The organism is Limnospira indica PCC 8005, from assembly GCF_000973065.1.
GTDB classification, from domain to species: Bacteria; Cyanobacteriota; Cyanobacteriia; order Cyanobacteriales; family Microcoleaceae; genus Limnospira; species Limnospira fusiformis.
Window position 1 is genome coordinate 4983514 of record NZ_FO818640.1, and the last position, 24893, is coordinate 5008406.

A 24893-nucleotide genomic window follows, 5' to 3' on the forward strand; every position below is an offset into this window, starting at 1 on the left:
CTTATTTTTGCATTATGTATTATACTGTATTTATTTTTCACACATATAGGTGGTAGTTAGTATGTTATAGTCGGCCAACAGTAATTTCTACTATCTACAAAACAAATAATATAAACCCGGACAAGCACATCACGTAGCAAAAAGGCACCTCAATTACGATGAATTTAGTGGAGGTAACTACCCCGCACAAACCCCTCCCCCAAAGGATAGAGTATAGAACGCCCCCCATCCGACCGACAGACTTCTGTAGCCGCACACACAAGCGAGGGAGGAGTTGTATTATAGCCAACAACACTCCCACACAGAAGATAGAAGACCCGACCTACCCTGAGGGAGAGTGAATATATTGGTGTAGTTGTAGGTGAAAAAGAGAATTGTTTAACTTTGGAGGAAACGGACACCCCTACTCCACCACTAAAAGTAATTTTGAGGGAAGGAGTAAGAGTTTCCGATTAATAAACCTTAAAAATAACACACACATAAATATGAAAAATACGGGGGACCCTTGACCACAGCTTTTATTAACAGGAATAACAAATCACAATATTGGCGAGAAAAATAAACCAAAGGACGGATAATGTTGTTCAAAAAATGGCTTAAATACCGCTCTATTTATTGTTGATCCCCCAAAAAAACCAGTATATTATCTCCCCTTTTTTAGAGAACCGGGGGGAAACTTTAACCCCACTTATGGCGCTAGAAAGTTCCAAGATATTCCGGATATGGTGGGAGAATTCCGGGAAAGAGGATGAGATTGGAGATGTGGTTTAAAAATTGGGGGATTATCCCCCTTTTTGAGGAATCTTTATTATGACTAACTTTAATATTTATTCTAGTAAATTTGGGCAATCAACCGATGACTTGCCAGAAGGTGAAGTCAATCTGTATTTAACCAATGAAAGGGTACAGGCAGTTATTGACTCAAATACTAATTTAGTCAAATTAACTGATTTATCCTGGAATAATATTACTAATAAACCTAGCGCTTTCCCCCCATCTACTCATTCCCATAGCTGGACTGAAATAACGAACAAACCGACTATCTTTGCAAGTGACTGGGCAAACGTGGCGGATAAACCAGCTACGGCAACCCGTTGGCCTACGTGGTCTGAAGTTACAAGCAAACCGACAACGTTCACGCCTTCAGCGCATACTCATGCTTGGGCTGACATTACGTCAGGTGTTCCAGCTACCGCTTCACGCTGGCCGTCTTGGGCTGAAGTGACTTCTAAACCTACTACGTTTACTCCTAGTGCTCACAACCATGCTTGGAGTGAGATAACATCTATCCCAGCGACTGCCACTAGGTGGCCTACGTGGAATGAGGTGACAGGCTCACCAACTACGTTCCCCCCAACACCGCATAATCATGATGCTTCTAATATTACATCTGGTATTATCGATGTTGCTAGACTCCCTGCTGCTGCGTTGATAGGGGATACCACATACTCAGCGGGTAGTGGTTTAACTCTTAGTGGTACTACTTTCAGTTTACCAGTAGCTACCTCTGGTAGCGGTACATTTGTAACCAGTATCACCCAAACCGCTAATGGTATCACCGCTAATCTGGGGACTCCCCCGAATACAACATATAGCGCAGGTACAGGTATATCGTTATCAGGTACAACCATTATTAACTTTGCGCCTCATCAATCCACTAACCTTTCTATTTCTGGTACAGGTGACACTCGAACAATTACAAGTTCTACTGGTACTGACGTAACTATACCTGTTGCTACAACTTCCACCGCTGGTTTAATGTCTTTGGGAGACAAGACTAAGTTAAATGGAATTGCTGCAAGCGCAAATAATTACGTTCACCCAACTACAGATGGTAATTTACACGTACCTGCCACTGGTACCACAAACAACGGTAAAGTACTAACTGCGGGTGCAACTGCTGGTAGTTTGAATTGGACAACATTGCCTACTGCTCCAGTCACTTCAGTTGCTGGTAAGACAGGCGCTGTAACTTTAATTAAGGGAGATGTTGGTCTAGGTAACGTAGATAATACTGCTGACTCAGTTAAAAGTGTATCAAGTTCAGCTACATTAACTACAGCTAGAACAATTGCATTATCTGGTGCGGCTACAGGTACAGCAACCAGTTTTAATGGCAGTGCTAATATTACTATTCCTGTTACCAGTTTAAATGCAGCTAATCTATCTGGTACTGTACCAAATGCCAGTATATCTGGTAGCTATAGTGGTATGACTAATTTAACTGGGTCAGGTACAGTAGACTTTGCTAAATTTTTAGGTAATGCTTCAGATACTGTTAATTTACCTAGCTTTAGTTGGACTGGCGATTTAGATACAGGTATTTATCGACCTGTTGCTGACCAGTTAGCAATCACAACTGGTGGTGTACAACGAGCTTTATTTAGTAGCGCTGGTATAACTGGTAATTTAGTGGGTAACGCTTCAACTTCAACTACACTTCAAACAGCTAGAACTATTAATGGAACTTCATTTAATGGAAGCGCTAATATAACGATAACTGCAAATACTCCAAATACATTAACAAATGGTACAGGATTAACTGGAAATAATTTTAATGGTAGTGCTGCTACTACATGGGCTGTAGCGTATGGGACTACAGCGGGAACAGCTTGTCAAGGTAATGATAGTAGATTATCTAATGCTAGAACACCTACAACTCATACTCATTCAAACATTGCATTAACCGCAGGAGATGGTTTAAGTGGTGGTGGAACATTAGCAGCTAATAGAACTTTTGATGTAGATTCAACTGTCTTAAGAACCTCTGGAAATCAAACAATAACCGGAATTAAAACATTTAACATAACAAATAATCCAGTAACTTTTACGACTAATGAAAGTTTCCCCGATGGAAATATGCTTATTGATTTTAATGTTTGGAGGGGGTTTGACATACGCCGAATAGGGTCTATTGCTAGTACGGCAAGTTTAGTACTAAATAGTAGAGTTGGAGGAAATAGCTGGGCGTTTTCTTATCAGGGAAATTATTCTATGCTACTTGAAGCAGAGCCTAATCCTAGAGTATTTATATATCATGGTATTAATTTTCTTGAAAATAGTGTTTGGAGAAGTGCTTCTCCCAATCCATATACAATGCAAGTATATAACAATCAAATGTATTTCATAAAAGACCCTGGTCTAGGTTCTTCAAACATACATACTAGATTTCGACTAGGTGTCACAGGTATTGCGTACATTAATGACAGCGGGGATTATGTCAAAGGGTCTTCAGATATCAGGTTTAAAACTGTTTTAAATGAGAATGTTAATAGCTTAGATTTAATCAAAAAATTGAATGTAATTAAATTCAAATACAATAAATTAGCAGAGTTGCATGGCTTTTGTGACAAAGAAGCCAAAATAGGTTTAATCGCACAAGAAGTTCAAGAGCACTACCCAGAAGCGGTTGAAGTAGTTAAAAATGACCACACAGATAGCCCTGAAGTTGACGACAAAAAAATAGATTATCTGACGATTCTTTATGAAAAATTAGTTCCTTTATTAGTGGCAGGGATTCAAGAATTATCTCAAAAATTAGACGCACTAGGTAAACCCACAGCATCTACAAATGGTAATATCAGTAATTTACCGACAAGCCCTATCGGTTTAAGTGTAGGTGATTTATGGTGTGACACGGATAACGATAATGTAATCAAGCAGGTGAGATAATGTCTAACAAATATGATATATCTGAAACTAATTGGTTTTTAGCTTACAATCAATATTTTATCCAAGAAGATGATACCCCACACGGGAGTAAGCGATTGCCAGATATATCAGGCAGTAAATTTGTTAGGATATTATTTGATGCTGACCAGGTTTCCACTTATTGGAAAATGGCGGGTTGGTTAAAATTTTACGCATACAATGATGTCAAACAGAATATGATGGTTAAACGTGAGATTGTCTGGCTTAATGAATATCAAATAATTGAATCACCACCATATAGCAGCTTTTATGCGGTATTTGACCCGTTAGAACGGATTAAATGGTTTACCCTTTATTTTTGGAGATTAATGTAATGAATATAGTATCAATCTGTCAAAGATTCATAATTATTGAATTAGCTTTGATAATAATTGTGGTCTTGTGTTCAACGTATGCGATAATCAAGGAGAATAAAATTATCGAATCAAAACTAGATTTAAATAATCATAAGTTAGGTATATTATTTGAGTTTTTACAAAAATCGTTAGAACAAATAATCTGTAAACAACAGTTAGAGAGCAAAAAACAATCACCTCATCTCCCAATCAACAGAGATGATATTGATGATGATGGTTGGCGTAAGCCCTAGCTCCTAACAGCTACCCCAATAACTTAATGGCCCCCTATGGTTTCTGACTGTAGGGGGTGTCTATGTATTTTTCCGTTTCAGGCCTGAATATTCAGGCCTGAAAAAAGTTAAAAAATCATTTAGCCTATCCCGTTTCAGGCCTGAATATTCAGGCCTGATAGAAGTTTATATGAATGCCTACCCTATCATGTCCAGATATTACCCAGAACTGAGTTACCCCCAACAGATAGCTTTACCTACAACCTACGACTAAGATTTTGGAGGTGAACTGATTATGTTGGTATCGGTTTCCGCACGGGATGATTACCATCAAAGATTGGAGACTTGCTGAGGATTATGTGGGTATCGATTCCCATCTCGGTAATTGTCACCAGTTGAAAAGTTGTTTAGGGGTATCGGGTTGGAGTCGGTAGATGATAGCCCATAGTTTCCCCTCACCGAGGATTATGAATTAGACCCATAGATAACCGGATAGGCGATCGCTCATAGGTTTACCTTACCTATAGGTCTAGTCCATGGAAAGGCGGTCTGATATCTTTGTACATTGATAGGTGTATCTTTGTACATTGATAGCTTGGGGAATTATCTTCTGCTGTTGTCGTGGTTGATTTTGAAACATATCCTCCCCCCAACCGGAACAAACACTCTTTGGGGAAACGACCGACGTGATAGCAGTCAATGGTGAGGTACGAACCGATAGGCTTGCCATTGACGGGTATCACAAGGGAGTTAACCTATCGGTGTCTGGTTGGGGGGTGATGTAGCTATTTGACAGATTGATTAAGTTGTGCTTATTGATTAACCCGTCAATAATTAAGTTTTGTTGCTAAGGGATATGCACTAATCGTCCCATGTGCTAAGACTAAATGGAGTGCATTTAGAGTGTAACGGTACGACTATCGGGTTGAGTAAATCCCGGTTATCGCAGTCAGGGTAGGGGTTTAATCGAAACCGAAATATCTGGATCGAAACCCGGTTTAAAGGCTATAACTCCTATTCTACCGTCACTCTAATGCACTCAATGGCGATCACACATTTAGGAGTGAGTGCAAAATGAAACCCCCTAAGCATTTAGCCTAGGGGGTGTTGTATTGTGGGTTTATTGGGGGTTAATCATCTAGCCGATAAATTAACCTAAGACCTGTTTTCATTTCTGGGGATTCTGGGTCAATACCGTGATTGAGTAATGTTTGCTTTGCCATCTCTAGTGGCAATGGTTGCCTTTGGTGTCGTGTTAGGATACCTAGCTCTGTAGCAAGGTTACGGCGTTTTTTGTACTTGCCATCATTAACCGCCACACTGTGACCAAACGAACGCGCCCTGATTTCCTGTGGTATCCCGTTCATCTCTCCCAGTTGGTTGGCTAGATGTCGGAAAGCGTAGGTTTGAGTAATTCCCCAATTGTGACGATTAAGCCATAGTCTGTGATTGCTATTAAAACCGTTAGGGTGATTAGATGTTGTGATAGGCAGACAGACGTTATGAATCCCAAGACGGTCAATTAAAGCCTTGTCTTTTGACATTGGTATTGCTAACCTTTGACCTGTTTTGGTGCTACTGCCAAAGTAAGTAAACTCACCAATAACCAGCACTAACTCAAGGTTATTAGGGTCAGATATGGCCGGGAAAGTAATGCCGTCAATCTTGACTGCTTTGTTTAGGTTTTGGACTGCTGCTATCTCTGATGGTCTCAACCCGTATAAAGCGCACATTGCTGACACCCAACACCAACCATCACGAGCTTGACGTTCCCTTGGATTCTCATAATCAGTGTTACGCTCCTTGTCTAGCAAGCCTAGCAAGGTATCCAAGTCTACACTCTGGGATTCAGCAAATACTGTCTGGGTAGGGTTAATCTTTTCCATCTTCTCTAGTGCTTTTTTGCAGTCAGCACGTTCCGCTACCTGTCTTAATCGATAGTACCTGTCTCTAAATGTTTTACTACCTACCGGACTATCGCCATTCTGTAACGGGCTATATAGCGCTTCTTTAATACCCTCCCAGGTAACGTAAGCATCCCAATCTGTAACTTTGTTAAATACACCCAAAAAACAGTCCTGAAACGTTCTAATGTCACTAGCAATATCACGAGAGCGTTTCCGTTTGGTGTTACGATGCACTCCATTAAAGTAATCATCTTCCATCTCTTTAAACACTTGACGATAGGTGATTAAGTCATTCTCTAGGGGAGTTTTGGATTCATCTAGGATAGCAGCCTTGTACCAGTCCAGCCATTCAGATACTGACTGGAATTGTCCTTCAAGGGATTTATGGACTAACCAGGCTTTGTCAACAGCCCTACGGATACCCTCAGAAGTAAATTGACAATTGCATCCCCGTTGTTTACGTCCCCCGGTTTCTGGGTCATTGGTGATATCTAACTGAATCGTCCCCCGGTTACGTTTAATCCTGACACCCTTGGGACATTGTTTACGGGATAGGTTGAAAAATTCAAGCATATCCTCAAAGCCTTGATATACACCACTGTGTGTACTGTTTGTACTTGCACTCATTTTGCACTCACTCCTAAATGTGTGATCGCCATTGAGTGCATTAGAGTGACGGTAGAATAGGAGTTATAGCCTTTAAACCGGGTTTCGATCCGGACGGTCAGCCCATGATGCAATAGCCAGGATTTACCTGAGTATTAACAAAGGTGAATATTTCGTGCTAGATGCGGATATAGCAAAATGCTTTGACCGAATAAACCATGATTATCTACTGTCCAAAATTCATTGCCCAAACAGCCTGAAAAGAGACCTAAAACAATGGTTAAAATCAGGTGTTTTGGACAACGGCGTGTTTGAGGATACAAAAGCAGGGACACCACAATGAGGGGTGATAAGTCCACTCCTAGCTAACATCGCACTGGATGGTATGGCAAGGCACATAGAAACAATGTATCCTAAGAAAAGGAACAAGCCACAAGCTACCACAATAAGATACGCCGATGATTTCGTGGTCATCTCAAAAGACCTAGAAATTATTGAACAGTGCAGTGCAAAACTGCAATTTCTGAATGGTTAAAACCTGTAGGATTAGAAATCAAATCAGAAAAGACCCGAATTTGCCACACGCTCAATCCCATTGAGTATAATGGCAAGACTGAAAACCCGGGTTTTGATTTTCTAGGATTCAATATCAGGCAGTATCCGGTAGGAAAACATAAGTCTGGAAAAACCGGGGGGGACAACAGGACGATTAATAGGTCATAAAACCCTCATCAAACCCAGCAAGAAAGCAGTTAAAGCCCACACAGAAGTGATTAAAGACGTAATCAAACAGCACAAAACATCGCCTCAATTAACCCTAAGAAGTCAACTAAACCTGATGATTCAGGGATGGTCAAATTATTATTCAAGGGTCGTCTCATCGGAGACCTTCAGAAAACTAGATTATATAATCTGGGAAATGTTAAGGGCATGGACAATATCAAGATGTGGAAGGGCGAACCTACATGAAAAGCTAAGAAACTATTTCAGGAATGAAACGGTTAAACTTAGTAACGGAAAAACAAGGCACGAAAGTTGGTTATTTAAAGCCAATGATGGAACCACACTATGGCAACATGATTGGACTCCATTGGTCAGACATACCCTAACACGCCCGGAAGCAACACCATACGACGGAAACTGGACTTACTGGGCAACCAGGAAAGGACAAGCAACCGACACGCCAAATAGGGTAGCAAAACTACTCAAAAAGCAAAAAGGTAAGTGTACCTGGTGTGGGCAATACTTTACCCCATCAGATATAGCTGAAGTAGACCACATTGTACCTCGAAGCCAAGGTGGAAAGGATGAATACAAAAACCTTCAGTTACTACATCGCCACACCCGCGATGATAAAACAGCTCTTGATGAAGAGAGGTTGCTGTACTCTTAACAGGGAGGCAGTCAAACTAGGAGCCGTATGAGGTGAAAGTCTCATGTACGGTTCTGAATGGGAGGGGGTGAAGGCGACTTTACTCTCGACCCCTAATCGTCGTCTAGCCCAGAGGTGGGACTCTTCCCAAGCGTTACTTTCGGTATGCCCTACCGTAGTTGCATTTCTGCCAATCCTGTTTAGATTGAAGCAAATATACCTCAAAAACTGATTTGTCTAGTTCCTGTGAATCTTTTACCTGCTGCCAGGAGGAAGCTAGAACAATGCAGCCAAACCGCATAGATTCAATGGTCAAGGTTCAGTGTACGCCTTGAGGCAACAAGGTTTTTTAAGTGGTTGGTTACCTTTATCCACGCTCAATCGGTGTAGCATTTATCTAGTAAGCGTGTCAAGTAAAACAGCGATGTTGTTCGAGAGTTGATCAGGTCTTGGGCTGACGGGCACTAAAGTACCCGTGTCGCCTTTCATCCTTGCTCTCTTGAGACAAGGTTTTCATGCTCCAGTGCTGTTCGTATAACCTAGAATAATGTCGATCTCATGTTTGATAGCTTTAATTGGGGGGCTGGTGTGATTATTGTAAATCTGATTTTATCCTTAGCGATCGCCATTGTAGTAGCGATCGCCATCATTTTAATTGCCTTAGAATGGCAGCATCGTAACCGTCCGGGTAATGACCTAGAACTAAGAGCCGTCAATTGGGAAAAGACACCCACAGAACCCCAAAGACTCCTCCTCAAAGGAGAATTTGAACTCTGCAACCGGACCAAGACCCTAGAAATAATGGTGCCGGAGGTGACAGCCAAAGTCAAACTCCTATCTGATGGGAGTTTAGCCAATACCAGGGTAAACACCCGCATCATTGCCGCCCATGAAGCCACCACCCCCAGAGCCGATGATTACTGGTTAGCCTATATCGTCAAAGCGCGCCAACTCACCCGATTTCAAGTAATTATCGACATTCAAAGCCCAAACCTCAAGGAACTCCAGTCAGCTTGGGTACAAATTCGCTACGTCACCTATGGACCCCAAGGCAGAATACCCAAAGTCCGCCATTTGGTGATTCCCATGCAATACCCAGATCCGCAAATCCCCCCCACTCCTCGCCCCGTAGAAGGCGGCGGTCAAGTATTCCCGATCCGCACCCATCTCCTAGCGCAACTAGATGATCCCGTGGAAGTAGTGCAGCGTTATGTAATGCCACACGCTAAACCGGGAGATATTGTTACAATGGGAGAAACTCCCCTAGCCTTAATTCAAGGTAGGTTCCGCCACCCAACGGAAGTCAAACCCGGATGGGTAGCGGTGCGAATTTGTTACTTTTTTATGCCCACCTCCCCTCCAGCCTAGCCACCGCCTGCGGACTGCAAACCCTGGTCGATATAGTCGGTCCGGTGCGGGTTTTCGGAGCCTTTGTCGGAGGCGCTATTGGCAAGGTATTAGGTCATCCAGGCGGGTTTTACGAATTAGCAGGGGAACAAGCACGCCTTATTGATGATGTCACCGGAACCTTACCACCTTACGATCAATTTATTGTTCTTGGTCCAGAAGACCCTCAAGGGGTAGTTAACCGTATTCGCCAAGCGACGGGACTAGAAGCGGCCATTGTAGACGTTAACGACTTGAAAGCGGTTAAAATATTAGCAGCTACTTCACTTCTGGTTTATCTACGGCTTTAGTGGAGCGATCGCTTAGAAGCAATCCCGCCGGAAATGCTGATGAGCGCACCCCATTAGTTCTGATCCGTCCCGAATCGGATCAAAGCCTTTAACTCTGCCTAAAATGATCTACCAAGACCCCAAAACCCCACAATTCACATGAATTTATTTCCTTCTCCCAATCAAACTCAGGCGACAATTCGCGCCTTTCAATACCGCGATTTAGAGGCTTTTGAGCGTTTGTCTCAGCTTACCCAGCCGGTAGATGAGCCATGGCGCGAAGACCGCACCATTGACCCGGAAACCAAACAACTGCGACTCTGGTATGGCTTACTCCGATTTCTGAGTTGGTTTCCTAACCCCTGTCAGCATCTATTTAATACCTATGTGGCGGAACAGGGGGGACAGGTTCAAGGAGTGATCAGAGTTTCGCCGTTTAACCGTACCCGTAGCACCTGGCAGGTTAAACGAGTGTCCGTAGACCCCAGCACTTCGTCTAGTAGTATTGGTTCCCAACTGTTGCGATACTGCTTTGAAACTATCTGGGAAGCTAGAACTTGGGTTTTGGAGGTCAATGTTAACGATAAAGATGATTTGGCTCTATATCGACAAAATGGGTTCCAACCTCTGGCTAAAATCACTTACTGGTCTGTAGAACCTGAATTGCTGGCTGATTTAGCCCAATCTGTGGCGGATGTCCCTAATCTACTTCCGGTCAGCAATGCTGATGCTCAATTGTTGTATCAATTAGATACGGTTTCTATGCCTCCCCAAGTCCGACAGGTGTTCGATCGCCATATTCTCGATTTTCAAACTAATGTGATCAGAGCGATCGTCGATGGAGTGCGACAATGGCTTGATGGCATCGAACAGGTGAGCGGTTATGTGTTTGAACCCCAACGGAAGGCGGCGATCGGTTATTTTCAAATCCAATTGTGTCGAGATGGTGGCCAACCCCATCAAGCTGAATTAACCGTTCATCCTGCCTATACTTGGTTATACCCAGAACTTTTATGTCAAATGGCTCAATTAGTCCAAGATTTTCCGCCTCAGTCCCTGCGACTGGCTTCGGTGGATTATCAACCGGAACGCGAAGCCTATTTACAAAAAGTCGGAGCGGAGCCGGTGGAACACACTTTGCTAATGTCGCGATCGGTTTGGCACAAATTGCGTGAGTCAAAAACGATCGCCGAACCTCTCCAATGGTCGGAAGTTCTCCAAAGTTTGCAACCATCGAGAAAGCCAGTTCCTGGGGGAATGTCATGGCTGGGACCCATGGAGCATCATCAGACCCATGATGATCAAACCAGCACTGCTGATTCCTCCAAAATTCCACCCCAAACTATCGCCGAGAGTAGTGCGCCAGACCCCAATTAAACCTGCCGATGAATGACATCATCCCCAAAGGCTATATATCAGCCCTAGGCTTAGATATCGGTCGCCGTCGCATTGGAGTGGCTGGCTGTGATGGTACCGGATTAATCGCCACCGGGTTAACTACTATTGTCCGCACCCACTTTGAGGCGGATTTGGCCCAGTTTCAAGCCATCATCCAACAGCGCCAGGTGCAAATTTTGGTCGTCGGTTTACCCTATTTGAGCAATGGAGAGTTAGGAACCCAAGCCCGTCAGATCCAAAAATATACCCGACGACTGCAAAAATCCCTGGCTCTACCCGTGGAATATGTGGATGAGCGCTTAACATCTGTGGAGGCTGAACAGATGTTAAAAGGGCAAAAAATCCCCTTGTCTGAGAATAAGGCGCTAATCGATCGCAAAGCTGCCGCCTTGATTCTGCAACAGTGGCTCGATCAACGCCGAAACAAATCCTAGGGGTTAAGATATCACTGTTATGGTATTCTTTCTGGTGCAAGTGGATCTGTATCAATTGTACCCATCGGTACAATTAGCATTGCCTTATTCTTTTTGAGCAACCATACTACTTTCAAAAATCATGCCATCCCAATTTTCCGACGAGAATATCCCCGAACCAGAGGCCACTACCCTAACTGATGAACAAGGGCGATCGATTGAATGCACAATTGAGTCATCTTTTAGCCTAGACGGGGAAGAATATATTTTGCTGCTTCCCCTCGATACCCCGGTGGAAATCCTCACTTGGTCTGATGATGAGGATGAAGAGGTGGCGGTTCCGGTAGAGTCAGAAGCGGTCATAGATAGTATTTTTGATACGGCTAAAGTAGTTCTGGAAGAACAAAACCTTACCCTCAAACGTACAGCAGTCACCTTGACTGTGGCTGGGGAACTACCAGAGGACATTTTTGATAATGATGTGGAAGAGAATGGCTCTGTGGGCGGGGGGGAAGAAGATTATGAGGAACTGTTAATGCTCACCACTTTTTATCATGAAGAACAAGAATATGGCATTTATACTCCCCTCGATCCATTTTTTATTATGGCTCGTATGAATGAGAAAGGTGAACCCCAATTGCTATCTTCTGAAGAGTTAGATAAAATTGAACCACTACTACCGATGATTGAGGAAAAACTCTTTGGAGATTTTAGCTAAAAGCCGAACTGCTAATTGAGCAAAAGTAGTTATCAGGAATTGATAGAATAGGTTATGGGACGGATTTCTAAAGGTATTTTTTACACCGTTGTACCATTAGTTTGGGTGTTTTTTGGGTGGCAAGGATGGAGTTGGTGGAGTTGGGCTAGTTCCCCCCCTGTAGATGAAGATGCGATCGGAGAAAATGCTAAATCGGAAACTGCTATCCTGATTTCAATTCCCCCAGGAACATCTAGCCAACAAATTGGTCTCGATTTGGAAAGCGCTGGCTTGATTAGATCATCGACAGCTTGGCGGTTATGGTCTAGGTGGTTGGTTTTCCGAGACCCAGATGGAGAATTTAAAGCGGGAAATTACCAGCTATCTCCTACGGAGTCCCTCAGTGCAATTGCCGATCGCATTTGGACTGGGGAAGTGATGCAAACCAGCTTTACCATTCCAGAGGGGTGGTCGATTCAGGAAATGGCTGAATATTTCCAAGCCAAAGGATTCTTTTCGGCGGAAGAGTTTATCGCACAAGCTCAACAAATACCATTCGATCAATATCCATGGTTGCCGCAAGGATTACCTATACTGGAAGGATTTTTATATCCTGATACCTATGTTCTGGCTAGTGATTTGATTACCCCTAAAGCGGTGATTAACCAGATGCTAACTCAATTTGAAAGGGTGGCGCTACCAATTTATCAACAAAGCCGAGACAGACACAATCTCGATCTCAATGAATGGGTAGCACTGGCTAGTATTGTGGAAAAAGAGGCGGTGGTGGCTGATGAACGGAATTTGATTTCTGGGGTGTTTCATAATCGCCTCAGAATGGGAATGCCATTGGCTGCAGATCCTACGGTAGAATATGGTTTGGGGATTCGCCAAACTGTTGACCAACCTCTAACTTTTAGACAGGTGGAAACTCCGGGACCTTACAATACTTATCTGAATGTGGGACTCCCACCAACAGCGATCGCCTCCCCAGGTGTGGCTAGTTTAAAGGCTACCCTAAATCCAGCCGAAACAGATTACCTCTATTTTATGGCTCGGTATGATGGTACTCATATCTTTAGCCGCACCGGAGAGGAACATAAGGCGGCGATCGCAGAAGTTGAACGACAACTCGCTAATCAATAAAAATGTCATGAGTTACTCTGTTTTAATGTAGGATGGTAGAGTTCAACTCTACGATCAGCTATGTCCTGGGGAAAACTTTTAGAACCGGATCTGGTTCTGGGCGACTCGATTATGCAGCTTACACCTGATATCCTTCATCAGTATGATCTCAAAGGACTGGTGTTAGATGTCGATGAGACTTTAGTACCTATCACCACCCAGGAAGTCTCTGATGAGTTGCGAGAGTGGGTAGAAAATGTTAGACCCCTATTTTCCCTCTGGTTAGTTAGCAACAATATCAGCAATACTCGCATTAGTGGTATTGCTAACGCCCTGGGTTTACCATACATTAACGCCGCCGCTAAACCCTCCCGTCGGAAACTTCGTCAAGCGGTCGATGCTATGGATATCCCCACCGGTCAAATTGCAATGGTCGGCGATCGCCTATTTACCGATGTTCTGGCGGGAAACCGTTTGGGAATGTTTACAATTCTAGTGGAACCCATGGTGGACCCCATGCAAACTGGTATATCTTTCTCAACTAGATCTATCGAAGTTTGGATATCTAAACTCTTTGGCGCTGTTTTGAAAAGTTAACCACTCCCAAACCTCCCCCCCCTCTCCCCTCAACAATTATGACCTGTACTATTGTTGTCAAAATTGGTACTTCCAGTTTAACCCAGTCGGAAACTGGAAACTTGGCGCTGTCAACCTTGGCGACTCTGGTAGAGACTTTAACCGATCTACGCAGAAACGGAAATCGCGTGGTTTTGGTGTCCTCTGGTGCGATGGGAGTAGGACGCGATCGCCTAGGATTAACCGAAAGACCTAGGGCGATCGCCCTTAAACAAGCCGTCGCCGCCGTCGGACAGGGGCGCTTGATTAGGGTTTATGATGATTTATTTACTACCCTCAAACAACCCATCGCCCAAGTCTTGCTAACTCGCGGAGATTTAGTGCAACGCAGCGGCTATGTCAACGCTTATAATACCTTTCAACAACTGCTCAAATTAGGTGTCATTCCTATTGTCAATGAAAATGATACCGTCGCTGTCGATGAATTACGGTTTGGGGATAATGATACTTTATCGGCTTTAGTGGCTAGTTTAGTAGAAGCAGATTGGCTATTTATGTTAACTGATGTCGAAAGCCTTTATTCCGCCGACCCTCGCAGTAACCCTCATGCTAAACCCATTCATTTAGTTACTAATATTCAACAGTTACAAGAATTTCAAGTCGAGGTAGGTTCCTCCCGCAGCAGTTGGGGGACTGGGGGGATGATTACCAAAATTGAGGCGGCGCGTATTGCTACCAGTTCCGGGGTGCGTACTGTCATTACTGATGGTAAACATCCTACTAATCTTAAAAAAATTCTCAGCGGAGATGCGATCGGTACTCAATTTGAACCTCAATCTCGCCCCGTAAATTCCCGTCGCCACTGGATCGCTAATGTCTTGGTTCCTATGGGTAAACTTTACCTTGACCCCGGCGCAATTAAAGCTATTAAAGAGGGGGGAAAGTCTCTCCTAGCCGCAGGAATTATCAGGGTGGAGGGAGAATTTAACCCTAATGATTCTGTGCAATTATGTGATAATGAAAGCCAAGAATTTGCCAGGGGTTTAGTTAACTATAGTAGTTCCGAAATGCAGAAAATTAAAGGTTGTCACTCGGAACAAATCCCCGAAATTCTCGGTTATTATGGGGCGGAAACTGTCATACATCGAGATAATTTAGTCATCCTGTAGCCGGGTTTTTTAGCTGTCAATGCCACCATAGATGATGACGTTTATCTATGGTCATATAGGCTGGGTTTCACCGTCACCTAGGGACTGGGGGGATACATAGCGCCATCTGAGCAATCACTATTCATAACAAAAAATACCCAGGCTGATCTATTCCTATGATTGGACCATTTAACCACAGAACCCAAATCAGATGATTTATAATTACTGTGGGATTCGACCCATAAACAAGGAGGATAACTCATGGTGGGTAGTCGGATAGCAGCCGACTTGTGGCTTAGTGATTATATAACATCTTGGGATATTTATGCTCACGGTGTCATCAGGGTTCTACTTTCTCAGCAGACTGCCTATCAGAAAATGGAGATTTTAGAAACCGTATCTTATGGTCGGGTTTTGGTTTTAGACGGGAAACTGCAATCATGTATGGTTGATGAATTTTTATATCATGAACCCTTAGTGCAACCCGCCTTGATTTATCATGGGAAACCCCAAAAAGTTCTTATATTAGGAGGTGGAGAAGGTGCGACTGTGCGGGAAGTGTTGCGCTGGCATACCGTGAAAGAAGTAGTGATGGTAGACCTAGATCAAGAAGTGGTAGCAGCCTGTAAAAACTATTTACCCGAAATGAGCGATCGCGCCTTTGATGACCCCCGCACCACAGTTAATATTGACAACGCGATTAACTTCCTAGATAACAGTTCTCAACAGTGGGATGTGATTATCTCTGACCTGTCCGACCCGGTAGAGTCAGGACCATCTTTTCAACTGTTTACCCAAGAATATTTTAGCAAAATGGCGCGAGTCCTGAAACCCGATGGTTTCCTAGTAGTACAAGCTGGCTCAACCGCGTTAGCTGGATTGAGGTTTCATACAAAAGTCGCCCATACCATCAATCAAGTATTTCCCCATATCCAAAGCTATAGCAGTGATGTTCCCAGTTTTGGAGAACCTTGGGGGTTTGTGTTAGCATCTAAACAGCCGATTTCCTCCCGACCTGACCCGGAATCAGTTAATCAGTTATTAGCTACCCAGACGAAGGGAGGGTTAAGGATGTTAGACGGAAACACTCTGTTAGGATTATTTCAGATCCCTACCTACCTAAGAAATGCGATCGCATCTGAAACCGAAGTGTACACCCTAGCCAACCCCCCTCAAAATCACTCGATAAATAATTGGGGGTGAATCTGGGCGAAAACTGTGTAAAAATAGTGGATAGCTGCGATCGCATCTTAACCATAATATCCAATCGATCTAAGAGAAAATCTATCTTTAAAATCCCCTATGGAAAGCCTATTTTTACAACACCTTCACAGTCCCCAACGTCCAGTAATCATCTTTGATGGCGCAATGGGAACTAACCTACAAGTCCAAAACCTCACCGCCGAAGACTTTGGGGGGAAAGAATACGAAGGCTGTAACGAATACCTCGTCCATACCAAACCCGAAGCCGTCGCTACCGTCCACCGCCAATTTTTGCAAGCTGGCGCTGATGTTATTGAAACCGATACCTTTGGGGGGACTTCTATCGTCTTAGCAGAATATGACCTCGCCGACCAAGCCTATCAACTGAATAAAACCGCCGCCACACTTGCTAAAAGCGTCACTGCTGAATTTTCCAGCCCCGAAAAACCTCGCTTTGTGGCAGGTTCCATGGGACCGGGAACTAAACTCCCCACCCTCGGACATATTGATTTTGATACCCTAGAACGTGCTTTTTGTCAACAAGCAGAAGGCTTATTTGATGGTGGGGTAGACCTGTTTATTGTCGAAACCTGTCAGGATGTCCTGCAAATTAAAGCCGCCCTTAATGGTATCGAAGAAGTATTTAAAATGAAAGGGGAACGGCGACCAATTATGGTATCCGTAACTATGGAGGCTTTTGGAACTATGTTAGTCGGTTCCGAAATTAACGCCGCCCTAACTATTCTCGAACCCTATAAAATCGATATTTTGGGACTAAACTGCGCCACCGGTCCCGATTTAATGAAGGAACACATCGCCTATTTATCAGAACATTCCCCCTTTGTGGTCTCCTGTATTCCTAACGCTGGTTTACCGGAAAATGTCGGCGGTCAAGCTCATTATAAACTCACCCCCCTAGAGTTAAAAATGGCTTTAATGCACTTTATAGAAGATTTGGGAGTACAGGTGATTGGCGGCTGTTGTGGAACCCGTCCTGACCATATTAAAGCCTTGGCGGAAATTGCCCAAACCTTGACCCCAAAACCTCGCCATCCTCAGATTACACCCTCGGCGGCTTCTATCTACAGTACCGTGAGTTATGAACAGGAAAACTCGTTTTTAATTGTAGGTGAAAGACTCAACGCCAGCGGGTCTAAAAAATGCCGGGATTTACTCAATGCCGAGGACTGGGATGGTTTGGTCGCCCTCGCTAAAGCACAGGTGAAAGAAGGGGCGCAAATTCTTGATGTGAACGTGGATTATGTGGGTCGCAACGGAGTCCGAGATATGCACGAGTTGGTATCTCGACTGGTGACTAATGTTAATTTACCTCTGATGTTGGATTCTACGGAATGGGAAAAAATGGAGGCGGGCTTAAAGGTCGCTGGGGGGAAATGTTTACTTAATTCTACTAACTACGAAGACGGGGAACCTCGGTTTTATAAGGTGTTGGAATTGGCGAAAAAATACGGCGCTGGTGTGGTGGTGGGAACCATTGACGAGGAGGGAATGGCGCGGACAGCCACCAAAAAGTTTGCGATCGCTAAAAGGGCTTATAATGATGCGATCGCCTTTGGTATCGCCGCCACCGAAATCTTTTTTGACCCCCTAGCTTTACCTATTTCTACCGGAATTGAAGAAGACCGCGAAAATGGGAAAGCCACTATTGAAGCCATTAACCAAATGCGCCAAGAACTCCCCGGCTGCCATATTTTATTAGGGATATCTAATATTTCCTTTGGTTTGAACCCGGCGGCGCGACAGGTGTTAAATTCAGTGTTTTTGCACGAAACCATGGCCGTAGGTTTAGATTCGGCTATTGTGACTGCTAATAAAATCCTACCTCTGGCTAAAATTGAACCCGAACATCAAGAAGTCTGTCGCCACTTGATTTATGACCAAAGACAGTTTGATGGGGATGTTTGTACCTACGACCCGTTAACTAAATTAACCACCCTATTTGAAGGTAAAACTACTAAACGCGATCGCAGTGGTGATGCTAATCTACCAATTGAGGAACGCCTCAAACAGCATATCATTGATGGGGAACGCATAGGCTTAGAAGATGCTCTCGCCGAAGCCCTCAAAAAGTATCCACCCCTAGATATTATTAACATTTTCCTATTAGACGGGATGAAAGTTGTCGGGGAACTATTTGGGTCTGGTCAAATGCAATTACCCTTTGTTCTCCAGTCCGCCCAAACCATGAAGGCGGCGGTTGCTTACCTAGAGCCGTTTATGGAAAAATCCGAATCTGGAAATAACGCCAAAGGAACCTTTGTAATTGCCACAGTTAAAGGAGATGTTCACGACATCGGCAAAAACCTAGTTGATATCATCCTTTCTAACAACGGTTATAAAGTCGTTAACTTAGGCATTAAACAACCCGTTGATAATATCATTGCCGCCTACCGAGAACATAACGCCGACTGCATCGCCATGAGTGGTTTACTGGTAAAATCCACCGCCTTTATGAAAGATAACTTAGAGGTATTCAACCAAGAAGGAATTACCGTTCCCGTGATTTTAGGCGGTGCGGCTTTAACCTCCAAATTTGTCTATGAAGACTGTCAAAACACCTATAAAGGGCGGGTCATTTATGGGAAAGATGCCTTTTCCGACCTCACCTTTATGGATAAATTGATGCCAGCCAAGAAATCCGGAAAATGGGAAGATTTCAAAGGCTTTTTAGATGAATTTGTCGAAGATGAAACCATCACGGCTAATGGTGATAATCAACAGTCAGCACAACCAGACCAGCCAGAACCTGACACCCCCAAAGTAGTAGATACCCGACGTTCCGAAGCCGTAGCCGTAGATATAGACCGTCCTACCCCGCCATTCTGGGGGGTAAAAGTTCTGGAACCTGCGGATATGCCCTTTGATGAATTATTCTGGTATTTGGATTTACAAGCCCTAACCGCCGGACAATGGCAGTTCCGTAAACCCCAAGGACAGCCCAGGTCAGAATATAACCAGTTTTTAGAAGCTAAAGTTTATCCAATTTTGGCAGAGTGGAAACAGCGAATTATTAGCGAAAACCTACTCCACCCCCGCGCCGTGTATGGTTATTTCCCCTGTCAGTCGGAAGGGAACACGCTGTTAATTTATGACCCCGAAAAAATTAAGGCAGGAGAAATTTCCGAACCAATTACCAGTTTTGAATTTCCCCGCCAGCGGTCTGGTCGTCGCCTCTGTATTGCTGACTTTTTCGCCCCTAAAGATAGCGGTCAAATGGACGTTTTTCCGATGCACGCGGTTACCGTCGGACAAATCGCGACAGATTACGCCCAGAAGCTATTTGCTGCTGATGATTATACCAATTATTTGTATTTTCATGGTATGGCAGTACAAACGGCTGAAGCTATGGCAGAATGGTTACACGCGCGCATTCGCCGCGAGTTAGGTTTTGGTGGGGAGGATGCTGATAATATTCGCGATATCCTCAAGCAGCGTTATCGAGGTTCCCGTTACAGTTTCGGCTATCCGGCTTGTCCGAATATGCAAGACCAATATAAACAGTTAGATCTGTTGAAAGCAGAGGTGATTGGTTTATATATGGATGAAAGTGAACAGCTTTACCCGGAACAGTCTACTACTGCGATTATCACTTACCACCCAGCGGCTAAGTATTTTAGCGCCTAACAATCTAAGTCGGGTGGGGAATTTCCCACCCAAGTATTTTTAAGAACCATGGCGCTTTAGTAAAGAAACTGTGCCGAGTACACCTAATCCTAGGAATCCTAAAATTGATGTGGGTTCGGGTACGGTAGCCCGACGAGTTGCGGTCCAAGTTCCCGAACCATTTGGAACCTGTGGAATGCTAGAACCACTGACACTCCACTCATTAGCAGTCATTCGTGAGTTAAACCCCGTCCGGACATTGAGAACCCAGGAATTATAAGTAAATCCAATTCCTCCGGTGTTGGCAATACATCCGGCAGAGGTACAAGGAAGGAAACCAGCTAGTAACTGCTCATCAAAGGGTCGAAAAAAATGAGCCCCACCTAACCCGGGGATGGGCGAGGAAAAACTCTGTACTAGAAAAAAGTTATCTTCCTTCTTGATATCCAAAGGCGGAATCCTGCACCAAGGAGTCACACACATATCTATAATTCCCTCAAAGGGTTTTCCGGCGTGAATAAGTTCTCCTGTCCCCAGTAAGTTACCATTGTGATCAAAAAACTCTAGGTCATAGAAGACAGACCGATGATTGGGGGTTCCACGATTCGCCAAAACATCCCAGGCGTGGAAGGTAGCAGCATGACTAGGGGTGGCTAATGCGATCGCACTAACCATAGTCACACCAGCAGATAGAGCGATTTGATTACATAAATTTTTCATAGTCTTTTGGGTTAGGTTTGGATATATGCTCAAAATAATGGCAACAACATCCCCTCCCGACTCTGAATCTTCCCCCTAGAGTCGCTCCAACAATTATCACGTAAAACTCCTGGGAGGGTTGGAAGCTCCGTGATTTATCGCGGAGAGGAAAACCGACTCAAGCGGCTGACCGCCGCCAGCACCCCCTTGCGGGGTGGAGGGGTATGGTTGCCCCTCCATGGAGCTATGGTTGGCTCCGACTCCCTTGCGGGGTAATGTTTGCTTCGCCAATGTTCAGAGTCGGTACTATCCAAATCGCACGTCCTTAACCCCTTAGAGATGTTTAACGATTCGGTTCTAGGGCCTGGAACTAGCACGCATTCCAGGGTAGGAACTTTAACTCTTGCTCTGAACGTAGCCAGTTAAGGCTATAGCTGGTCAGCTACCTGAAAGGGGGGCACGAAGCCCCTGTGCTTCAGCCGGGGGTGCTGACCAAAATTTAGAGTTGTTATATGATAAGTAAACAGAATCCCACTCATGAATAAAAGGGGGGTTATGTAAAAAAGCGATCGCTCTTATATAAATCTTTGGTAAAGTTTGAACAGACCAGTACCCCAGGGCAGGGAAAAATCAATATCCAATTAGGGCATATCGGCAATCTCAGACTCTCTGGAGTGACACCAACCTTGATCCGCTATATTTTTTGAGGTTTAACCGGACTGAGAGTTAGATTGATTGAAATGGATAATTGGTTGATATATAGATGAAAGTGAACAGCTTGAACCCGGAACAGTCTACTACTGCTATTATCACTTGCCACCCAGTAGCTAACTATTTTAGTGCCTAATATCTCTCTACTCAACTATCTCTATTAATGAGGTAACTAATCATGAAAGTTTTTGTGCATACCCGCACCATTTTTAAAGCCGAACCTCTCCCGGCTAATCAACTACCTACTCATAAAAAAATCGAAGTTCCGGCGGGCGCTAGTTTTATCGGTCGGTTTGAGATTCACCGTCTTCCTTGGCACGAAGATCATCATCATGTTATCCTCGCTTCTAATTTGGGTTCAGGAGAACAAAATCGCAGTTGTAGTTGGTATGTTCCGAAGGTTCATGTTGATATATTTGAATGTCTTGCTAGGGTGAAAACTGAGGGTTTAAATTTGAGAAGATCCCCTAACCCTAATGATAGTAATAACATTATTGAAAAGCTACCATTAGGAGCCTTTGTTGAAATATTTGATGCGACTTATGTTAATCAAAATCTAGGGATATGGTGGTCTGGTCGCCCTTTATGTACCGCAGACCAACAACATTGGTTTTCTAACGCATATTCTGATCCCAAAGTAGGCTGGATGTCCTCAAAACATTTAGACATGACGGAGCTAAAGTATGATTATGATAATAGAGACCAAAGGATAGTTCCTCGTTAAAAATCAGTAATTTTTGATGTCTAATCTGACTACTGCTATTATCACTTACCACCCGGCGGCTAAGTATTTTAGCGCCTAATATCTCTCTACTCAACTATCTCTATTACTGAGGAAATCAATCATGAAAGTTTTTGTGCATACCCGCACCATTTTTAAAGCCGAACCTCTCCCGGCTAATCAACTACCTACTCATAAAAAAATCGAAGTTCCGGCGGGCGCTAGTTTTATCGCTTGGAATAATAGTCGTTATTTGGAAGACGGACATTATCAGATGATTATAGATTCCGATTTGGGTTCAGGAGAACAAAATCGTTCTACTTCCTGGTATATTCCCAAGGTTCATGTTGATGTATTTGAATGTATTGCTAAGGTGAAAACTGAGGGGTTAAATTTGAGAAGATCCCCTAACCCTAACGATAGTAACAACATTATCGAAAAGCTACCATTAGGAGCCTTTGTTGAGATATTTGATGCGACTTATGTTAATAAAAATCTGGGGATATGGTGGTGTGGTCGCGCTTTATGTACCGCAGACAAACAAAATTGGTTTAATGATGCACAAATAGGGTGGATGTCCTACAAACATTTAGACATGACGGATCTGAAGATTCACGATATCTATTAATAGTTAAGAATGATGACTTTTTGATGTTCAATCTAAGTCAAGAGTTTATACAGCTTGTTCACCAGTCGCTTAATACATTGCCCTCACCCTAAATCTGGATCCCAAAGAGGGAGAGGGACTTTGAGAGGTGATCAGATTATTTCTGAACAGGCTGTAATGGGGGTTGGGGATGAAAAAGGCGGGGGTTGATATTGCCAGGAATAACCCACCGCCTTAACCTAGAGTCGGGAAAATCTCAACAATCTACATATCTACATCAGCTTTGTTGGCGATTTGACTCATACCCCAGGAAACTAAGGAGAGGACGATAGAACCCCATAGGGCTGGCCAAAATCCATTAATGGTAAAACCGGGGGTAAATTGTGCGACTAGGTATAGGGAAATGGCGTTAACGACAAAAAGGAACAAACCTAGGGTTAAGAGGGTTAAGGGTAGGGTGAGGATGGTTAAAATTGGTTTAATAATGGCATTTACCAACCCCATAACGATCGCCCCTACAGCAGCAGCCTGCCAACTATCCAGAGCAAAACCCGGCACTAAATAAGCGGTAATGGACAGCGCAATAGCTGCTAACAGCCAAGTCAAGAAAAAATTAATCATCAATACAGTTTAACCTCGTCTTTGGTTTCCCATTGTAGTGAAAAGGCTGCTTTAGTTCGCTATCCTGGAGATAGATTGTGGTTATTCGAGATATTTTTATGGGACTTTTGGCATTGAAGAGGATGATTGGATCATTAGCGATCGCCTTATGGGTAGGACTAATATTAACTATGGGACCGGGGTTAGCCCTAGCTGAGAACCCGTCCCACCTGTTTTTTAACCACAGCTTGCTGCAAAACCGCGATTTTTCGGGTCAAAAACTACCCGCCGCCGAATTTGCCAACTCCAATCTGGAATATGCTAACTTTGACGAAGCCGAATTGCGAGGTTCTGTGTTCAGTCGGGCAATTATGCTGGGGGTGACGATGAGAAAAGCAGACCTCACCTATGCTATGGTGGATCAGGTAGACTTTTCCCAGGCAGACCTAAGCGATTCGATTTTTACGGAAGCCCTGTTTTTGGGGTCTACTTTTGCTGATACCAAAATCACTGGCGCAGACTTTACCGATGCTATTTTTGATCGGGAACAGTTGCGCCAACTCTGTCTGAGGGCAGAAGGTGTCAACTCTAGGACCGGAGTTGATACCCGCTACTCCCTGGGGTGTCGTTAGGCTTCAGCCTTCGGGGTCTAGTTGATAGGAACACCAATCACTCCAACTTCCGGCATACAATTTTCCCTGGGATAAGCCTGCCAATTCCAGGGATAACAAATTGGCGCAGGCTGTGACTCCTGACCCACAGTAAACGATAATTTCCTCAGCTTCCTGATACTCAGTCCACCGCTGCTGTTGTGTAGACTTCACAAAACCTTGATCATCGGTGACTTGTTGCCAGGGTAAATTCACCGCGCCGGGAATATGTCCGGCTATGGGGTCTATGGGTTCATGTTTGCCTAAATAGCGGTCATGGTCACGAGAATCAACTAAAATCACCCCAGGCTGATCCTTGCGCGCTTTCACCTGTTCATAACTTACCACCCAATCCGATCGCAATTTGGGGGTAAACTTAGCAGGTGGTGAACCTGGCAACTCTTCAGATACGGGATAACCCGCCGCCTGCCAACTCTTAAAGCCACCATCGAGTAAACTAATGCGATCGTGACCCATATATCGTAACAGCCACCACAGCCGCCCAGCAAAGGCAAATCGGGCATCATCATAGGCTACGACATGAGTTTCCCCAAATTCAATCCCCATTTTACCCAATTTATCCCCTAGTTCATCGATATTGGGCAAGGGATGACGGCCCCCATGTTTAGTCACTGGTGAAGACAGATCCCGGTTGAGATCCAGATGAAAAGCGCCTAAAATGTGACTCTCTTGATACTGTTGTTGTCCCCAAGCTGGATCAGCCAAGGCAAAACGACAGTCCACAATTTTCACCTGGGGATTATTTAGATTTTCGCGTAACCATTCGGGGGAAACAATCGGTTCAGTATTCACCATTAAAATTCCATCTCCCTGCTATCGGATTAGCGATATTTGCACGGGGTATTATATCATATATTGGC

At 44.0% G+C, this 24893-nt stretch carries 18 protein-coding genes and 2 pseudogenes; 16 read left to right on the forward strand and 4 right to left on the reverse strand.

The features are described from left to right. Positions 1-810: 810 nt before the first annotated feature. Both XZ46_RS30770 and XZ46_RS22025 read left to right on the forward strand, forming a co-directional pair. Positions 811-3672 carry a tail fiber domain-containing protein gene (locus tag XZ46_RS30770; protein ID WP_071829381.1) on the forward strand — a complete coding sequence of 954 codons (2862 nt, stop codon included), beginning with the start codon at positions 811-813 and terminating at the stop codon, positions 3670-3672. Beyond that, positions 3672-4025 (forward strand): hypothetical protein, encoded by a 354-nt coding sequence (locus XZ46_RS22025; RefSeq protein ID WP_048894879.1) that lies wholly within the window; start codon positions 3672-3674, stop codon positions 4023-4025. Before XZ46_RS30770 ends, XZ46_RS22025 begins: the two co-directional genes overlap by 1 nt. A gap of 1384 nt (positions 4026-5409) precedes the next feature. Here the strand turns inward: XZ46_RS22025 and XZ46_RS22035 are convergent. Beyond that, the gene (locus XZ46_RS22035; protein WP_008054038.1) at positions 5410-6813 is read right to left on the reverse strand and encodes a site-specific integrase; all 1404 of its coding nucleotides are present in this window, start codon (positions 6811-6813) and stop codon (positions 5410-5412) included. Between the two features lie 79 nt (positions 6814-6892). On the opposite strand from XZ46_RS22035, the pseudogene XZ46_RS22040 reads away from it, so the two are divergent. The 10 genes and pseudogenes from XZ46_RS22040 to metH form a co-directional block, all read left to right on the forward strand. Then, a pseudogene (locus XZ46_RS22040) lies at positions 6893-8185 on the forward strand (group II intron reverse transcriptase); the annotation flags it as partial. A gap of 537 nt (positions 8186-8722) precedes the next feature. Further along, a pseudogene (locus tag XZ46_RS22045) lies at positions 8723-9953 on the forward strand (F420-0:Gamma-glutamyl ligase). Between the two features lie 46 nt (positions 9954-9999). Further along, positions 10000-11217: a GNAT family N-acetyltransferase gene (locus XZ46_RS22050; RefSeq protein ID WP_006668590.1), complete on the forward strand. Its 1218-nt coding sequence runs from the start codon at positions 10000-10002 to the stop codon at positions 11215-11217. An 8-nt stretch (positions 11218-11225) separates the two neighbouring features. Beyond that, positions 11226-11672 carry a Holliday junction resolvase RuvX gene (ruvX, locus tag XZ46_RS22055; RefSeq protein WP_006623646.1) on the forward strand — a complete coding sequence of 149 codons (447 nt, stop codon included), beginning with the start codon at positions 11226-11228 and terminating at the stop codon, positions 11670-11672. Between the two features lie 121 nt (positions 11673-11793). Next, a complete protein-coding gene (locus XZ46_RS22060) occupies positions 11794-12369 on the forward strand; it encodes a DUF3727 domain-containing protein (RefSeq protein WP_006668591.1) in 576 nt (191 codons plus the stop codon). Positions 12370-12423: 54 nt separating this feature from the next. After that, positions 12424-13494 (forward strand): endolytic transglycosylase MltG, encoded by a 1071-nt coding sequence (mltG, locus tag XZ46_RS22065; RefSeq protein WP_006623644.1) that lies wholly within the window; start codon positions 12424-12426, stop codon positions 13492-13494. A 60-nt stretch (positions 13495-13554) separates the two neighbouring features. Next, on the forward strand, positions 13555-14070 hold the full coding sequence (locus XZ46_RS22070; RefSeq protein WP_006623643.1) for a YqeG family HAD IIIA-type phosphatase: 516 nt from the start codon (positions 13555-13557) through the stop codon (positions 14068-14070). A gap of 38 nt (positions 14071-14108) precedes the next feature. After that, positions 14109-15218, forward strand: coding sequence for a glutamate 5-kinase (gene proB / locus XZ46_RS22075; protein ID WP_006623642.1), 1110 nt, complete (start codon positions 14109-14111; stop codon positions 15216-15218). A gap of 240 nt (positions 15219-15458) precedes the next feature. After that, positions 15459-16400, forward strand: a complete 942-nt coding sequence (locus tag XZ46_RS22080; protein WP_006668593.1) for a spermine/spermidine synthase domain-containing protein — start codon at positions 15459-15461, stop codon at positions 16398-16400. Between the two features lie 99 nt (positions 16401-16499). Further along, a complete protein-coding gene (gene metH / locus XZ46_RS22085) occupies positions 16500-20045 on the forward strand; it encodes a methionine synthase (RefSeq protein WP_008054045.1) in 3546 nt (1181 codons plus the stop codon). Positions 20046-20084: 39 nt separating this feature from the next. Here metH and XZ46_RS22090 read toward each other — a convergent pair whose 3' ends face one another. Further along, complete coding sequence (locus XZ46_RS22090; protein WP_008054047.1) at positions 20085-20744, reverse strand: PEP-CTERM sorting domain-containing protein; 660 nt, start codon at positions 20742-20744, stop codon at positions 20085-20087. 66 nt (positions 20745-20810) lie between these two features. Between XZ46_RS22090 and XZ46_RS37025 the strand changes: the two genes are divergently transcribed. The 3 genes from XZ46_RS37025 (at position 20811) to XZ46_RS22100 (ending at position 22783) form a co-directional block, all read left to right on the forward strand. Next, on the forward strand, positions 20811-20999 hold the full coding sequence (locus tag XZ46_RS37025) for a hypothetical protein (RefSeq protein WP_071829382.1): 189 nt from the start codon (positions 20811-20813) through the stop codon (positions 20997-20999). Between the two features lie 613 nt (positions 21000-21612). Beyond that, complete coding sequence (locus XZ46_RS22095; RefSeq protein WP_008054049.1) at positions 21613-22158, forward strand: hypothetical protein; 546 nt, start codon at positions 21613-21615, stop codon at positions 22156-22158. A gap of 121 nt (positions 22159-22279) precedes the next feature. Next, on the forward strand, positions 22280-22783 hold the full coding sequence (locus tag XZ46_RS22100; protein WP_006623638.1) for a hypothetical protein: 504 nt from the start codon (positions 22280-22282) through the stop codon (positions 22781-22783). Between the two features lie 243 nt (positions 22784-23026). Here the strand turns inward: XZ46_RS22100 and XZ46_RS22105 are convergent, their stop codons facing one another. Next, positions 23027-23383, reverse strand: coding sequence for a phage holin family protein (locus XZ46_RS22105; protein ID WP_008054051.1), 357 nt, complete (start codon positions 23381-23383; stop codon positions 23027-23029). Positions 23384-23460: 77 nt separating this feature from the next. Between XZ46_RS22105 and XZ46_RS22110 the strand changes: the two genes are divergently transcribed. Further along, the gene (locus tag XZ46_RS22110; protein ID WP_008054052.1) at positions 23461-23994 is read left to right on the forward strand and encodes a pentapeptide repeat-containing protein; all 534 of its coding nucleotides are present in this window, start codon (positions 23461-23463) and stop codon (positions 23992-23994) included. A 3-nt stretch (positions 23995-23997) separates the two neighbouring features. Here the strand turns inward: XZ46_RS22110 and XZ46_RS22115 are convergent, their stop codons facing one another. Then, complete coding sequence (locus XZ46_RS22115) at positions 23998-24828, reverse strand: sulfurtransferase (RefSeq protein ID WP_008054054.1); 831 nt, start codon at positions 24826-24828, stop codon at positions 23998-24000. Positions 24829-24893: the final 65 nt, after the last annotated feature.